Origin of the sequence: Yonghaparkia sp. Root332 (assembly GCF_001425665.1) — a bacterium.
Lineage (GTDB): Bacteria > Actinomycetota > Actinomycetes > Actinomycetales > Microbacteriaceae > Microcella.
Genome location: NZ_LMCX01000001.1, coordinates 1,074,121 through 1,089,119, shown reverse-complemented (window position 1 = coordinate 1,089,119; position 14,999 = coordinate 1,074,121). Strand labels below are relative to the sequence as shown.

At 71.3% G+C, this 14,999-nt stretch carries 12 protein-coding genes; 2 read left to right on the top strand and 10 right to left on the bottom strand.

Annotated features, from left to right (window positions below; translation table 11 throughout):
- Positions 1 to 10: 10 nt before the first annotated feature.
- The 6 genes from ASC54_RS05265 to ASC54_RS05240 all read right to left on the bottom strand — a co-directional run bounded on the left by ASC54_RS05265 (position 11) and on the right by ASC54_RS05240 (position 8,341).
- The gene (locus ASC54_RS05265) at positions 11 to 991 is read right to left on the bottom strand and encodes an acyl-CoA thioesterase (RefSeq protein WP_055897114.1); all 981 of its coding nucleotides are present in this window, start codon (positions 989 to 991) and stop codon (positions 11 to 13) included.
- A 35-nt stretch (positions 992 to 1,026) separates the two neighbouring features.
- A complete protein-coding gene (locus ASC54_RS13150) occupies positions 1,027 to 2,715 on the bottom strand; it encodes a hypothetical protein (protein ID WP_055897112.1) in 1,689 nt (562 codons plus the stop codon).
- A gap of 225 nt (positions 2,716 to 2,940) precedes the next feature.
- Positions 2,941 to 4,695, bottom strand: a complete 1,755-nt coding sequence (locus tag ASC54_RS05255; RefSeq protein WP_055898023.1) for an amidohydrolase — start codon at positions 4,693 to 4,695, stop codon at positions 2,941 to 2,943.
- Between the two features lie 20 nt (positions 4,696 to 4,715).
- The gene (locus ASC54_RS05250; RefSeq protein ID WP_055856740.1) at positions 4,716 to 5,699 is read right to left on the bottom strand and encodes a ribonucleotide-diphosphate reductase subunit beta; all 984 of its coding nucleotides are present in this window, start codon (positions 5,697 to 5,699) and stop codon (positions 4,716 to 4,718) included.
- 75 nt (positions 5,700 to 5,774) lie between these two features.
- Entirely contained in the window at positions 5,775 to 5,867 is a 93-nt protein-coding gene (locus tag ASC54_RS05245; protein ID WP_055856743.1) for a hypothetical protein, read from the bottom strand.
- The gene (locus ASC54_RS05240) at positions 5,867 to 8,341 is read right to left on the bottom strand and encodes a ribonucleoside-diphosphate reductase subunit alpha (protein WP_055897109.1); all 2,475 of its coding nucleotides are present in this window, start codon (positions 8,339 to 8,341) and stop codon (positions 5,867 to 5,869) included. The genes ASC54_RS05245 and ASC54_RS05240 overlap by 1 nt, the downstream gene beginning before the upstream one ends.
- Positions 8,342 to 8,679: 338 nt before the next feature.
- Here ASC54_RS05240 and ASC54_RS05235 point away from each other — a divergent pair, with 338 nt between their 5' ends.
- Positions 8,680 to 9,888, top strand: a complete 1,209-nt coding sequence (locus ASC54_RS05235; protein ID WP_055897108.1) for an MFS transporter — start codon at positions 8,680 to 8,682, stop codon at positions 9,886 to 9,888.
- A gap of 26 nt (positions 9,889 to 9,914) precedes the next feature.
- Here ASC54_RS05235 and ASC54_RS05230 read toward each other — a convergent pair whose 3' ends face one another.
- On the bottom strand, positions 9,915 to 10,499 hold the full coding sequence (locus ASC54_RS05230) for an NADPH-dependent FMN reductase (RefSeq protein WP_055897106.1): 585 nt from the start codon (positions 10,497 to 10,499) through the stop codon (positions 9,915 to 9,917).
- Positions 10,500 to 10,606: 107 nt separating this feature from the next.
- On the opposite strand from ASC54_RS05230, the gene ASC54_RS05225 reads away from it, so the two are divergent.
- Positions 10,607 to 11,464 (top strand): aldo/keto reductase, encoded by an 858-nt coding sequence (locus tag ASC54_RS05225; RefSeq protein WP_055856757.1) that lies wholly within the window; start codon positions 10,607 to 10,609, stop codon positions 11,462 to 11,464.
- Between the two features lie 35 nt (positions 11,465 to 11,499).
- Here ASC54_RS05225 and ASC54_RS05220 read toward each other — a convergent pair whose 3' ends face one another.
- From ASC54_RS05220 to ASC54_RS05210, 3 genes are read right to left on the bottom strand one after another with little or no spacing between them, the layout of a single operon-like run.
- On the bottom strand, positions 11,500 to 12,303 hold the full coding sequence (locus ASC54_RS05220) for a siderophore-interacting protein (RefSeq protein ID WP_055856760.1): 804 nt from the start codon (positions 12,301 to 12,303) through the stop codon (positions 11,500 to 11,502).
- Positions 12,304 to 12,335: 32 nt separating this feature from the next.
- Positions 12,336 to 13,691 (bottom strand): MFS transporter, encoded by a 1,356-nt coding sequence (locus ASC54_RS05215; protein ID WP_055897105.1) that lies wholly within the window; start codon positions 13,689 to 13,691, stop codon positions 12,336 to 12,338.
- On the bottom strand, positions 13,688 to 14,674 hold the full coding sequence (locus tag ASC54_RS05210) for an aldo/keto reductase (RefSeq protein ID WP_055897103.1): 987 nt from the start codon (positions 14,672 to 14,674) through the stop codon (positions 13,688 to 13,690). Before ASC54_RS05210 ends, ASC54_RS05215 begins: the two co-directional genes overlap by 4 nt.
- Positions 14,675 to 14,999: the final 325 nt, after the last annotated feature.

The window sequence follows — 14,999 nt, the reverse complement described above, 5'->3', positions numbered from 1 at the left end:
CTCTCGCCGCCTATCGGCTCGCGACTGGTGCGACGGACAGTGCGCTCGGAGGGATCGGTGCGGGCTTCTTGCGCAGCTCGACCAGCTCGAGGGCGTGCCGGTCGAGGCGGCGGTCCTCCTCCGACTCGAGCGGCAGCGGGGCGATCGTAAGCGCACGTCCGCTGTCGCCGCGGTCGACGAACACCGTCATGCACGTCGTGGTGAGAGGGAGCTCGTGCGGGCGCGTCGGGCTCCCCGCCCGCACGTGCACGGCGATGTGCATCGATCGCCGCCCCGTGTGGATCAGTCGCGCCTCGACCTCGACGAGGTCGCCGATGCCGATGGGGCTGGCGAACTGGATGCCGCCGGAGTACACGGCGACGGCGTGCTCGCTCGACCAGCCGGCCGCGCACGCGAAGGCGGCCTCGTCGATCCAGCGCATCACCGTGCCGCCGTGCGCCTTCCCGCCCCAGTTCGCGACCGACGGCGCGGACAGGAAGCGGAACACCGTTCGCGGCGCTGTCCCCGCGTCCGAGTAGACCTGAGCGAGCATCGCCTCGCGGATCTCCCGTCGCACGAGGATCCGCTGCTCGGCGCTCGCCCTCAGCTCACGATCCTCGTCCGTGCGCGGTCGCCACTCCGGCACGGTCGTCGTCGAGCCGTTCGCGTCCACCGCGACGAAGACGAGGATGCAGTGCGTCGCGATCGAGAACTCGCGCGTGCGCGGGCTCGCCGACTCGATGACGACGAGCACCTGCATGCTGGTGCGACCGGTGTGCACGATGCGGGCGTGCGCCTGCACGAGGTCGCCCGGGGCGATCGAGCGGGTGAAGTGCACGTTGCCGACGTAGGCGGTCACGCAGTATGACGCGCTCCATCCGACGGCGCAGGCGTAGCCGGCCTTGTCGATCCACTCCAGCACGCTGCCCGCGGCGACCGTCTTCCCGCCGACGGCCGAGTCCATCGGCTCGGCGAAGAACTGCAGCGTGATGCGGTCGGCGGGAGGCTTCATGGCTCGATTGAATCACCCCGTGAGGGGGCGCCCCGTCAAGGCTGCGAGAGAAGCTCGCGGCGTCGCGCCGTGAGGAGCAGAGCCCCGAGCGTCAGCACGAGCAGCGCCGTGCGGATGAGCGGGTCGACGCCGGCCGAGCCGGTCGCGGCCAGCGCGGGCAGGATTGTCACCCCCGTGAAGACCGAGCCCGAGGCGGCGCCGCGCACCTCGATGCGGTGCGCACCGGCCTCCGTCCCCGCCGGGATCCTCACTGTGGTCGCGAAGGTCCCGTCCAATTCGGCGACGCCGGTCGCAAGCAGCACGGGAGTCGAATTGAGCCAGACCTGGAGCCGCTCGCCCGGGAGGAAGCCGGACGCGTTCACGGTGATCGTGCCGCCGGGCTCGATACTGGTCGCCGACGTGTCCACCGCGGTGGGCGGATCAGGAGTGGGCGATTCGGGTTCCATCGGAACCGACGGGTCGACGGGCTCCACGGGCTCGACGGGGTCAACAGGATCAACAGGGTCGACCGGGTCGACCGGCTCGACCGGGTCCACCGGGTCCACCGGGTCAACCGGATCAACCGGATCAACCGGAGGCGTGACCTCGGCCGGGTCGACGGTGAGCGCAGCCTGCGCCGTGAGGTCGCCGACCGTCGCGGTGACCGTGTGCACCCCCACCGGCCCGCCGCACTTGGAGCCCGTGCAGCCGCCAGCACTCGTGATCGAGAAGCTCGCGATCGCGGTCAGGTCCCCGAGCGAGTCGCCATCGCGATCGAAACCCTCGACGGCGAAGGTGGCGGCCGCGGGGAACGTGACGACGCTCGTGGCGGGGCTGATCGCGATGCTGGCGATCGGCACCGCGTAGCTGATGCTGACGGATGCGGTCGTGGACGCGTTCGCGGCGCCGCTCACGAATGTCACGCCGTCGGCGAGATAGCTCGAGCCTCCACCGCCACCGCCGCCGTTGCTCGCACCGCTGCCCGTCCATGCGCCGCCGCCGCCACCGCCGTAGTAGCCCGCCCCGCCGCCGCCTCCGCCGTTACCGCCGACGCCGCCCGCACCGCCGATGCCGAGCAGGCCTGCACCGGCGTTCGACACTCCGGCCGCGCCGCCGGCGCTGCAGGTCGCGCCGCCGCCGCCCGTGCCGCTGCCGCCTCGCGTCGGGTTCGTCGAGGCGTTCGTTCCGGCAGCACCCGGCGCGCACGGCGCCGAGCCGTCCGGCACCCCGGCCGCCCCGCCGAGCCCTCCGGCACCGGCGTAGCCCCCGGCGCCGCCGCCCGCGCCCACGACGAGCGCGGTCGTCAAGTCGACGCCGGTCCGCACGTCGGACGCGCCGCCGCCACCGGGCGCGCCGCCATTGGCCCCGACCGTGACGGTGAGCTGCTCGCCCTCGATGACGGGCACGAGGGCGGTGACGGTGGCCCCTGCGCCGCCGGGCATGATCCAGTTCATCGCGCCGGCCGCGCCGCTCGCGACGACGGTGAGCTGCGTCACCCCCGACGGCACCGTGAAGCTCGCGCTGGTCGTGAAGTCGCAGACGGCGACCGGCGCTCCGGTCGAGAGATCGAGCCGGCAGTCGGCGGGCACCGCCGCGCTCGCGCCGATCGCGGGAACGACCGCGAGGGCCGCACCGAGCCCGAGAGCGACTACCGCGACCGATGAGACGGCCTGCGTCGCGACGCGAGGTCGTCGCGCGCCGATGGGAGTCTCTCGACGGGGTGCACGTGCAGTGAGGAAGCCCATGGGCAGGTCCGATCGATCCGGGGGAGGAAGCAGCACGCAGTGGTCGACCGTCGCGCCCCGCCGGATCGCGATGAAAGCGATTCGAATTAGAGGGGCATCCGAGCTTGCGATGACAGTACTGCACTCCGGAGGGCACGGAGGACGCCACGCCAACGCCGGGAGCGCAGGATTGACTTGAGCCCCCGGTTACGGGATGACCGATTACGGAGCGGCAGAACCCGGCGCTCAGCCGAAGACGCGGCGGCCCGCGATCCACGTGCCGACGGTACGGGCGGCGTGGATACCCGTCGCCTCCCCCGCGAACGGGTCGCGGTCCGTCGCGGCGAGGTCCGCGATCGCGCCCACCGCGATGACGCCCGCGACCTCGGCGTCGCCCGGCCCGCGCCCGGTGATCCACGCCGAGCCCGCGGTGTACGCGTCGAGAGCCTCGGCGAGCGTGAGCGCCTCGTGCGGGAGCAGCGCCTCCGGGTCGAACTCCGGGTCGTCCTCCGGCAGGCGCCGGTTCACCGCGACGTGGATCGCCTGCCACGGGTCGGGGGTCGAGACGGGCCAGTCGGAGCCGGCGCACAGCACCGGGCGAGCATCCATGCCGGTGTCGGAATGCATGCCGCCGCGGGCACCCGACGAGCGCAGGATGCTCGCGAAGGGGTACTGCGTCGCGGCGCGCGCCTCCCCCACGAACGGGACGGTGAGCTCGCGCATCTGCGGCTCGTAGCAGGCCCAGAGGGCCTGCATGTTGGCGGTCACGCCGAGCGCGGCGAAGCGGGCGACGTCGTCGGGGTGGACGAACTGGAGGTGGGCGAGGTGGTGGCGCCGGGCATCCGCCGGATCGCGCTCGGCCCAGCCGTTCGCGGTGCGCGCCGCCTCGAAGCCGTCGAGAGCGTCGCGCGCGGCGCGGTCGCCGATGACATGCACGTGCGCGCTGAACCCGGCGGCGTCGAGGGCGACGATCGCGTCGATCAGCTCCCGTCCGCCCACGAACGCGATGCCGCGCGGGTGCTCGGTCTCGCCGAGCGGCCCGAGGTACGGCTCGAGCATGGACGCCGTGCCGTTCTCGACGACGCCGTCGGCCATGATCTTCACCGCGGGGAGGCGGAAGCGCGCGTGCGGGCCGAGGTCGGCGGCGAGCGCATCGCGACGGGCGACGAGCTCGGGCACCTGCTCGACGCCGCGATCGCGGTCCCACCAGAGCGCGCCGGTGACGTCGACGAGCAGTCGGCCGTCGGCGAGCGCACGCCGATACACCTGCGCGGTGTCGGCCGAGCCGAAGTAGTCGCCGACGATCGCATCCTGCCAGCCGGTGATGCCGACGCTGAGCGCGTACCGCTGCGCCTCCAGCAGCGCCGCGTGCACGTCGTCCGGGCTCGGCGTCGGCGCGAGGTCGGCGACGAGCTTCGCCGCACCCTCGTGCAGGGTCCCCGAGGGCGATCCGTCGGGCAGCCGCTCGATGCGCCCGTCGGCCGGGTCGGGCGTCTCGGCGGTGATGCCCGCGAGAGCGAGCGCCGCCGAGTTGGCCCACGCGCCGTGGTGATCGCGGTTGTAGAGGAGCACCGGCCGGATCGGCTCGACCGCGTCGAGCTCGGCGGCGGTCGGTGTGCCGCCGGGGAAGGCGCTCATCGCCCAGCCGCCCCCGGTGATCCAGGAGCGGGAGGCGTCGCATCCCCTCGGCGGGTTGAGCTGCGCGTAGGCGGCGATGAGCTCGAGGTACTCCTCGCGCGTCGAGCCCTCGCTCAGGTCGCACGCGAGCCGCTCGAGGCCGCCCTGGATGGGGTGGATGTGGGCGTCGACGAACCCGGCGTGGAGCATCCCGCCCGCCAGATCGACCACGTCGGTCGCCAGCCCGCGCCAGGCGCTCAGGTCGGCGTCGACCGCCGCGATGCAGCCGTCGAGCACCGCGACCTCGAGGGGCTCGGGAACGACGGAGCGGCCCGCGCCCCGGTAGACGACCCCTCCGATGAAGAGGAGGTCTGCCGGGAGCACGGGCCGCACGTCGGGAACAGCTAGGCCGAGGTCTTCGCGTTGACCTCGTACGACGTGTTCGTCGACTCGAAGAAGTTGACGAGCTGCAGGGTGTCGTTCGCCGTCGCCATCCACTTCGCCGGGTTCGACACGTTGTACTCGGGCTCGAAGCCGAGCTCCTCGAGGCGGCGGTCGGCCAGGTACTTGACGTACTGGTTGATGTAGTTGGCGTTGAGGCCGAGGATGCCGTTGGGAAGCAGGTCGTGGTTGTACGCCGACTCCATCTCGACGGCGTCGAGGATCATCTGCTTGATCTCGGCGGCGAACTCCGGCGTCTGCAGGTCGGGGTTCTCCTCCAGCACCGTGAGGATGAGGTTGATGCCGAACTTCAGGTGCAGGCTCTCGTCGCGCACGATCCAGTCGACGAGCGAGCCGAAGTTGCGCAGCAGGTTCCGCTGGCGGAACGACAGGGCGACCATGAAGCCCGAGTAGAACCAGATGCCCTCGAGGATCACGTTGTACGCGACGAGGTTGCGGATGAAGTCCTGCTTGCCCTCGGTCGTCGTGATGTCGAGCGTGTCCTCCGTCATGCGGCGGATGAACTTGACCTCGAACTCCTCCTTGCGCGCCATCGACGGCACGTCGATGTGGCTGTCGTAGGCCGCGGCGCGGTCGATCGGGAAGGTCTCGAGCACGTACTCGAAGCTCATGCAGTGGTTGGCCTCCTCCCACATCTGCTTCGCGAGGTAGAGGTGCGCCTCGGGAGCCTTGACGTAGGGGTAGACGCCGAACGCGAGCGCCTTGTTGACGAGCAGCTCGTTCGGGTTGAAGTAGCTCATGAGGAACGTGATCGCGTGGCGCTCCTCGTCCGTCATCTTCTTGAAGTCGGCGATGTCCTCGCCGAGCTGCACCTCGTTGGGGAACCAGGTGTTGGCGACGGCCTGGTCGTAGAGATCCATCGCCCACTTGTACGTGACGGGCTTGAGCAGCAGGCCCTCTTGGATGCCGGTGCCGAGAATTCCCATGATCTGTCGTTCTTTCTGTTCGGGAGGAGGGGAAGTGTGGGGTGGATGGGTGGAGCGGTCGTGCGAGCGCTGCGCCTACTGGCAGCTCTCGCAGTGCAGGTCGTCCATCGGATCGGTCGGGACGTAGTAGCCGCCGACGGTGTCGACGGTGGAGTCGCGGGGGTCCATCACTCGCCGCCCTTCGCGACGCCGCCGAAGCCGAAGCCCTTGCGCGCGGGGGCCGCCGCGGCGGGCTCGGCCGCCGGCGCAGCGGAGCCGCCGGCCGCGCCGAAGCCCTTCTTGGGCGCGCCGCCGCCGGCGTTGATCGTCTCGGCCTTGTTGACCTTGACCGTCGACTGCTCAGCGGTGTGGCGCGGCTTCATGTGCAGGTAGTAGGTCGTCTTCACGCCCTTCTTCCACGCGGCCGAGTAGATGTCGACCATCTCGTCGACGTCGCGCGTCTCGAGGTACATGTTGCGGCTGATGGCCTGGTCGATCCACTTCTGGGCGCGCGCCGCGACCTCGAGGAAGGCGTACGGCGAGAGCTGGAAGCTCGTCTTGTACGTCGCCTTGATCTCGTCGGGGATGAGCGCGATGCCCTGGATGTCGCCCTGGCTGCGGAGGATGTCCTCGCGGACGCGCTCCCACAGGCCGTGCTCCTGCAGCGTCGCCACGAGGTTGCGGTTCACCTCGAGGAACTTGCCCGAGCTCGTCGAGCGGCTGAAGATCTGCGAGAACTGGGGGTCGAGGCCCGGCGTCGTGCCGGCGACGAGGCCAATGGATGCCGTGGGCGCGATGGCCATGAGGGTCGCGTTGCGCATCCCGCCCCTGACCTTCGCCCGCAGCGCGTCCCAATCGAGACGGCTCGTGCGGTTGACCTGCACCTCGAGTCCGCGGTCGGCCTCGGTGAGGTCGATCGTGTCGAGGGGCACGAGGCCCTGCGACCAGCGCGAGCCCTCGAAGTTCGCGTACGAGCCGCGCTCCTTCGCGAGCTCGGTCGACTCGTCGATCGCGGCGTACGAGACGTGCTCCATGATCTCGTCGATGAGGTCGAAGGCCTCCTCCGAGTCGTACGAGAAGCCGAGCTTCTCGACGACGTCGGTGAACCCCATGACGCCGAGGCCGATCGCGCGGTTCTGCTGGTTGGCGAAGTCGGCCTCGTCGACGCTCGAGACGGTGATGTCGATGAGGTTGTCGAGCTGGCGGACGGCGAGGCGGGCGCTCTCAGCGATCTTCGCGAAGTCGACGACGCCGTTCTCGACGTGACGCGAGAGGTTGATCGAGGCGAGATTGCAGACGGAGATGTTGTCGCGGTCCTGCGGGAGGCAGATCTCGGTGCAGAGGTTGGAGAGGTGGATCGTGCCGGTGTTGTTGTTGATCGCCCGGTTGTTGATCGTGTCCTTCCACGTGAGCCACGGGTGGCTCGTGGACTGCAGCGAGATGAGGATCTGCTTGAACTGCTCGCGCGCCCCGAGCTTCTTGAACATCTTCAGCTCGCCGCGCTCGGCCATCGCCACGTACTCGGCGTACCGGGCGGAGAAGGCCTTGCCGTAGAGCTCGTTGAGGTCGCTGACCTCGAGCGGGTCGAAGAGGTACCAGTCCTCGTCGTTCTGCACGCGCTTCATGAACTCGTCGCTGATCCAGACGGCGGTGTTGGCCGTGCGGGTGCGGCGGTAAGGGTCGCCGGAGTTCTGGCGGAGGTCCAGGAACTCAGGGAAGTCCATGTGCCAGTTCTCCATGTAGAAGCACAGGGCGCCGAACTTCTTGCCGCCGCGGCTGACCGCGCGCAGCACCGAGTCGATCGTGTGCATGAAGGGGATCGGCCCGGTCGAGGTCGTGTTGTTGGAGCGGATGGGCGAGCCCTGGGCGCGGAGCTTCGTGACCGAGAGGCCGATACCGCCGGTGCCCTTCGTGAGCCACATGACGTCGCGCACGCTCTTGGCGATGTGCTCGATGTCGTCCTGCATCTCCATGACGAAGCAGTTCGACAGCTGCGGGTAGCTCGTGCCGGCGTTGACGAGGGTCGAGCCGGCGGCGAGGTACTCGAGCGTCGACATCTTCGAGTAGAAGGCGATGGCGTGGCTCGTCGGGTCGGCCTCGTTGAGCGACAGGCCCATGGCGACGCGCATCCAGAAGTACTGCGGGACCTCGAGCGGCTCGCCGTTGCGGGCCTTGATGCCGTAGCGGTTGTTGAGCGTGACGACGCCGATGTACTTCAGCAGCTCGTCGTTCGCGGGCTCGAGGGCCGCGGCGAGCTTCTCGAGGTCGAAGAGCTCGGTGAAGCGCGAGTCGAGGAGGACCTCGTCGACGCCGCGGCGGACGTAGGCGGCGAAGTGCTCCCGGTGCAGGCCGCGCAGCTCGTCGGCGGAGGAGTAGTCGCCGAGCACGCGCTTGTAGATGGTCTTGAGGAGGAGTCGCGCGGCGACGATGTCGAACGCCGGGTCGTCCTTGATGTTCTGCAGGGCGACCTGGATGACGGCCTCGTCGAGCTGCTGCGTCGTGATGCCGTCGAAGAGCGTGAGCTCGAGCTCGCTCGCGATCTGGGTGACCCACGTGATGCTGGGGTCGAGGCCCTCGGCGGCGCTCTCGATCGCCAGGTTGATCTTGTTGGCGTCGTAGGGCTCGCGGGTCCCGTCGCGCTTGACGACCGTGATGCTGCTCACGTGGCTCTTCTCCTCTTCGCGCCAGCGGCGCGGCTCTGCGGTTCTCTCTCGCCCGAATCGGCGTGGTTATCGCCTGTCGGCGAGGGCTCCGACCCCCGATCGGGGGCCACCGAGCGATGCTCCGGTCCGGCGGTTCCGCCACTATATATCGGGGCACTGACAATGCGCACACCCCACATGTAGTGGGCGTGTCGTCCACAGCTGTGCATAAGTCCGCCGCCTTATCCACAGTCTGGGGGTAACCGCCGACACCCCGGCGGATGGACGCAGACCGGCGGATCCTCGCGCCTCCCCCGGCCCTCCGACAGTGTCGTCGGGCTCCCCTAGGCTGGGCTCTCGTGAGCGGATACGGCGACCTGTTGAGAACCCGGGGGGTCGCCCGCATCATCGCGGCGCAGCTCACCGCGCGGTTCCCCAGCGGGATGCTCTCGCTCGCGTACCTGATCCACGTCGAGGGCATCTTCGGCTCGTACGGCGCCGCGGGGCTCGTGCTCGCCGCGACGAGCGTCGGGCAGGCCGTCGCCGGCCCGCTGACGAGCCGCTGGATGGGAGTGTGGGGCATGCGCCCCGTGATCGCCCTGACCATCGCGGTGTGCGCGTCCAGCATGGCCGCGATCGCCTTCGTGCCGATGGAGCTCTGGGGCTACATGCTCGTCGGGCTCGTGGGCGGCCTCGCCTACCCGCCGATCCAGCCGGCCGTGCGCACGATCTACCCGAAGATGGTGAACTCGCGCCAGCTCACCCCGCTCTTCGCGATCGACGCCTCCGCCCAGGAGATCATCTGGATCGCCGGCCCCGTCATGACGACCTTCGTCGCGACCCAGGTCTCGACCGTCGCCGCGATCGCCCTCGCGGGCGCGTTCCTCCTCGGAGGCGGCGTCTGGTTCCTCGCCTCCCCCGAGCTCGGCCGCGTGCGGATCCCCCGGTCGAAGCGCTCGTTCGGCGCGGTCCTCGCGCGCCCGCCCGTGCTGCTCGCCACGGTCGTCGGCTTCCTTCTCGTCGCCTCGTGCGCCGCGATCGAGGCCGCGGTCGTCGCGAACTTCGGCAAGGAGGGTGTCGAGGCGGGCGTCATCCTCGCCATCTGGGCGATCGGCTCGCTCGCCGGCGGCCTCGGCTTCGGCCAGGTGCCCATCGGCCCATGGGCGCTCGCGCGGCGCATGGCCGTCGTGTTCGTCGGCGGCGCCGCGGCGATGTTCTTCCTCGACTTCTGGGGGCTCGCGATCACGCTGCTCATCGCCGGCGCCGGCATCGCCCCCGCGCTCGCGGTCATGTTCGCGATCGTCTCGGCGAGCGTGCGGTTCAGCGACACCGCCGAGGCCTACGGGTGGGTCGGCACCGGCCAGCTCATCGGCGCCGCGCTCGGCTCGGCCGCCGCGGGCTTCCTCATCGACGGGTTCGGCGCGAGCGGCGGATTCGCCGCGGGCGCCGCGTTCGCGTTCGCGGGCATGCTCATCGCGATCGTCTTCCGGCGCGCCCACCCCGACCTGCGGGGGCGCGACGCGAGCCCGCTGCCCGACACCGAGCCCGTGCGCCTTCCCGTCAGCTGAGCAGGCAGGGCGGCTGAGCAGGCGGCTCAGCGCAGCGGCGTCAGCGCCTCGGCGGTCTCGATCAGCTGCGTCGTCATCGCGGCGACCGTGCCGGCGAGCTTGTCGTCGCCCTGGAAGACGCCGTCGACCATCTTCGAGCCGATGAAGTTGATCTCCGGGTTCGCGGCGATCTTCACGAGCCCCACCGTCGAGAGCACCGGGTCGAGAGCCGCGACGCCGCGCGTGCCGGCCGAGGCGCCGCCGTAGCTGACGACCGCGACGGGCTTGTGCGCCCACTCGGTGAAGAGGAAGTCGATCGCGTTCTTCAGCGCCGGGCTGTACGAGTGGTTGTACTCCGGGGACACGAGCACGATCGCGTCGGCGGCCGAGACCCGCTCGCTCCACGCGACGGTATGCGGCTTCGTGTACTGCTTCTTCACCGGATGGTGCGGCTCGTCGAGGAACGGCAGGTTCAGCTCGGCGAGATCGACCAGGTCGATGGATGCCGCGTCCCCTCCCCCGTGCCTGTCGCGTTGGACGGTCTCCTGGACGCGATCGCGGACCCACTCCGCGACGGAGAGGCCGACTCGGCCGGGGCGGACACTGCCGACGATGATCATGATGCGGGTCATGTCTCCATGCAACCGCATGGACCGCGCGTCCATTCCGCGCGTCCAGCCGACTCCCACCGCGCGCACTGCCGACGCGGAGATCCAGGGTCGGCGACGATACTGGAGCGATGACCGACAGCATCCTCCCCGCGATCGGCCCGACCATCCGCCTCCACGACGGCGCCGCCATCCCGCAGCTCGGGCTCGGCGTCTACAAGGTGCCCGAGCCGCAGACGGCCGACCTCGTCGCCGGCGCGCTGCGCCGGGGGTACCGGCACGTCGACACCGCGGCGCTGTACCTGAACGAGCGCGGCGTCGGCGAGGGCATCCGTGCCAGCGGACTGCCGCGCGAGGAGGTGTTCGTCACGACGAAGGTCTGGAACGACGCGCACGGGCTCGACGAGACGCGCCGCGCGTTCGACGCGAGCATGGCGCTGCTGGGGCTCGAGACTCTCGACCTCTACCTCATCCACTGGCCCGCGCCGACGCAGGACCGCTACGTCGACGCGTGGCGCGCCATGATCGCGCTGCGCGACGAGGGCCGCGTGCGCTCCATCGGGGTGAGCAACTTCGAGCCGCACCACGTGCAGCGCCTCGTCGACGAGACCGGGGTCGTGCCGGTGGTCAACCAGGTCGAGCTGCACCCGCATCTTCCGCAGACGGCGGTGCGGCAGGCGAACGCGGCTTTCGGCATCGTGACGGAGAGCTGGAGCCCCCTCGCGCGCGGTCAGATGCTCGCCGAGGGCTCGCGCGATCTCGCGGTGCTGTCGGCCATCGGCGAGCGGCACGGCCGCTCAGCCGCGCAGGTCGCGCTGCGCTGGCACGTTCAGCAGGGGCTCGTAGTGATCCCGAAGTCGACGTCGCTGCGACGCGTGGAGGAGAACTCCGCCCTGTTCGGATGGGAGCTGACGGTCGAGGAGATGGCCGAGATCGCGACGCTCGAGACCGGCGCGCGCACGGGGCGGCACCCGGACGACCTGGACTGAGCAGGACCCGCCTGCCGGCCGCGGCGCCACGCGCCTCAGTCCGCGCGCCGCTTCCAGTAGCCCTTCGCGACCGCGTGCTCGACATCGATGCCCCAGGCCGCGAGGAGCGCCCGCGCCGGGGCCAGCAGCGACTGCTCGCCGCACGCGAAGATGAAGACGTCGGGGGAGGCTGCGGGCGGCGGCTCCCCCGCGAGCGCGGCGAGCTCAGCCGCGAGTGCAGCGCTCGGGCGCGCGGGGTCGGGGGCAAGCACGCGCAGCTCGACGCCCGGGCCGACCGCGACTCCGAGGGCCGCGGGGTCGAACGCGGTCTCGAGCAGCACGAGGCCGGGGGTGCCGGCGCCGAACATCCCGAGATAGCGGCGGAGGGCGGGGATCGCGGAGTCGTCGCCCGCGAGGACGAACGCGACCGGGGCGCCGCCGAGGACGACCGAGCCCTTCGGGTCGGCGAGCATCGCGGGCGAGCCGAGCGGTGCGCGGGCGGCCCACGGGCCGATGAGCCCCGCGTCGCCCGTCTCGTCGGCGGCGTGCACGAGGATGTCGAGGTCGACCCAGCCGGCCTCGGCGTCGAACGCGACGATCGTCTCGGTGCGCGACGGCGCGGTCGGATGCCCGGCATCGTCGACCGCGACGCTCGCCCACTCGGGGGCCTCGGGCACGAACACCCGCAGATGGTCGCCCGCTCCCGGAGACGTGAAACCGTCGAGCGGCACCCCGCTCTGCAGGCGGATGCGGATGAACCCGGCGCCGTCGGCGGCCCGCGGCACGAGGTCGGTGCGCGCGGCGAGGCGCACCTGCCGCCGGCGCGGCGGGAACGGGTGGCGGGTCAGCGTGAACGGCATGGGCTCATGCTCGCAGACGGTCGCGCCGCGGGTCAGTCGGCCGCGGGCACGCCCGGCGGCTCGCCCGGCGGGAGCGTGCCGATCGCCCCGGTCTCGGCGGGCGGCTCGTCGCCGTTGTCGATCGTCTCGGGGTCGGGCAGCGTCGTGAGGAAGCGGTAGAAGACGAGGGCGAGGACGGTGAGGGCGGCGCCGCCGACGATCCACGGCACGGCCAGGCCGAGCAGTGCGAGCCCGCCGCCGAGCAGCGAGCCGAGCGGCATCGAGCCCCACAGGAGGGTGCGCCAGGTTCCGTGCACGCGGCCGAGGAGGCGACCGGGGATGATCGCCTGCCGGAACGACATCATCAGGATGTTCCAGATCGTGACCGCGCCCGAGCCGATCGCGAACATCACGACCACCCAGATCGGCTGCGGCCACACGCCGATGAGGAGCGTCGTGACGCCGCACAGCAGGTTCATGGCCGCCATGACGCGGCCCAGGCCGAAGCGCGCCTGCAGGCGCGAGGCGACGACCGAGCCGAGCAGACCGCCGATCGCGCCCGCGAGAAGGAACCCGCCGAACGCCGCCTCCGGCACGGCGAGCGTGTCGAGGACGAACAGCACGAGCGTGGCCGAGGCCGCCGAGAACAGGATGGCCGTGCCGATGGAGAAGAACCACAGGGTGCGGAGCATCCGGTTGCCGATGATGAACCGCCAGCCGTCGGCCAGCTGCCGGCGGAAGGGGACCGCCGCCTCGTCCTTCGGCGCGTGGAACTGCCTGCCCGACGCGACCGCGGGCAGGAAGGCGGCGAGGAGGGCGGCGAGCCCGAACGCCGCGACGAGCCCGCCGACGGGGATGAGCACGGCGACGGCGAAGAGCACCGAGGTGAGCGGGGCCGCTGCGAAGTTCTGCACGACGAGCTCGGCGCCCTCGATGCGGGCGTTCGCACGCGGCAGCTTCGCCTTCGGCACGATGCTCGGCACGACAGCGCGGATCGCCCCGTCGTAGAGGGTCTCGCACGCGCCGTAGACGAAGATCACGAGGTACAGCCACCAGATCGTGAGCGCGTCCGTCGCGACGAGCACCACGAGCCCGACCGCGAGGGCCGTGCGCACTCCGGCCGCGAGGGCGAGGGCGCGTCGACGATCCATCCGATCGACGAGGATGCCCGCCGGCAGCGCGAAGAACAGCCACGGGAGCATCGCGACCGCCGCGATCCCGGCGATCAGCAGTGCGTCGTCGGTGAGCCGCGCCGCCAGGAGCGGCGAGACGGTGCGGGCGATGCCGTCGCCGAGGCTCGACGCGAGGTTCGCGGTGAAGACCGTGCCGAAGGTGCGGCCGAGGCCCGACCGTGCCGGTCGCCCTCCGCCGCTCTCCTCGCCCGCGGCCGGCCCGGCCGCCGCCGTCACCAGCGCTCGTGGATGGTCGCGCGGAAGTACTCGTCGTAGAGCGCGACGACGCTCTCGTGGAAGCTCGGCGGCAGGTCGGCGACCTCGCCGGCGGCGGCGTTCGCGCGCGCCTGCTCGGGGCTGCGGGCTCCGGGGATGACGGTCGAGACGCCCGGCAGCTGCGCGAGCCAGGCGAGCGCGGCCGTCGCGGGCGCGAGGTCGTGCTCGGCGGCGAGCGCGGAGAACCGCTGCGCGGCCTCGACGCCCGTCGCGTAGTCGACGCCCGAGAAGGTCTCGCCGACGTCGAAGGCCTCGCCCTGGCGGTTGTAGGTGCGGTGGTCGTCGGCGGCGAAGGTCGTGTCGCGCGTGTACCGGCCGCTCAGCAGGCCCGAGGCGAGCGGGACGCGCGCGATGATGCCGACGCCGGCGGCCTGCGCGGCGGGCAGGACTTCGTCGAGCGGCTTGAGCCGGAAGGCGTTGACGATGATCTGCACGCTCGCGACGTTCGGGCGCGCGATCGCGGCGAGGGCCTCGTCGACGCGCTCGACGCTCACGCCGTAGTGGCGCATCCGCCCCTGCTCGACGAGGGCGTCGAGGTCGTCGAAGACGCGGTCGATGCCGTACACGGCGGTCGGCGGGCAGTGCAGCTGCACGAGGTCGAGCGTCTCGACGCCGAGGTTGTCGAGGCTGCGGCGCGTCCAGGCGTCGAAGTTCTCGGCGGAGTAGTTCTCGGGCTCCTGCGGCAGGCGGCGGCCCATCTTGGTCGCGACGAAGACGTCGAGCTCGGGGCGATCGTGCAGGTAGCGGCCGATGAGCTGCTCGCTGCGCCCGTCGCCGTACACGTCGGCGGTGTCGAAGACGGTGACGCCGGATTCGACGGCGGCGTCGAGGACGGCCCGGGCATCCGACTCGCTGACGTCGCCCCAGTCGGCGCCGAGCTGCCAGGTTCCGAGGCCGATGGAGGAGACGGTCGCACCGGTGCGGCCGAGGATCGAAGTGCGCATGAGGCCAGCCTACGCAGGGCGGGGGACAGCCGGGGACAGCCGCAGACGCAGCGAGGGGGCCGATCTCTCGGCCCCCTCGTCCCTCGCGTCCACCCCTGAGCGCGCAGGCTGTCAGAGCGGCGACGGATGCTCGGACCGCCGTCCATCAGGCCGATCCGGTGCGCATCCCCACCGCGCTGAGTCGACCGTAGCGGGGCGTCGAGGGCCCTCGAGCCGTTCGAGGCCGACGCTCAGATCACTCTCGGATCACGCCCAGGTCACGATCGCGTTGCACCGGTCTTCGGACCCTGGTGCGGGCGAGCGGGCCGGGTCTACCGTCAGCCGC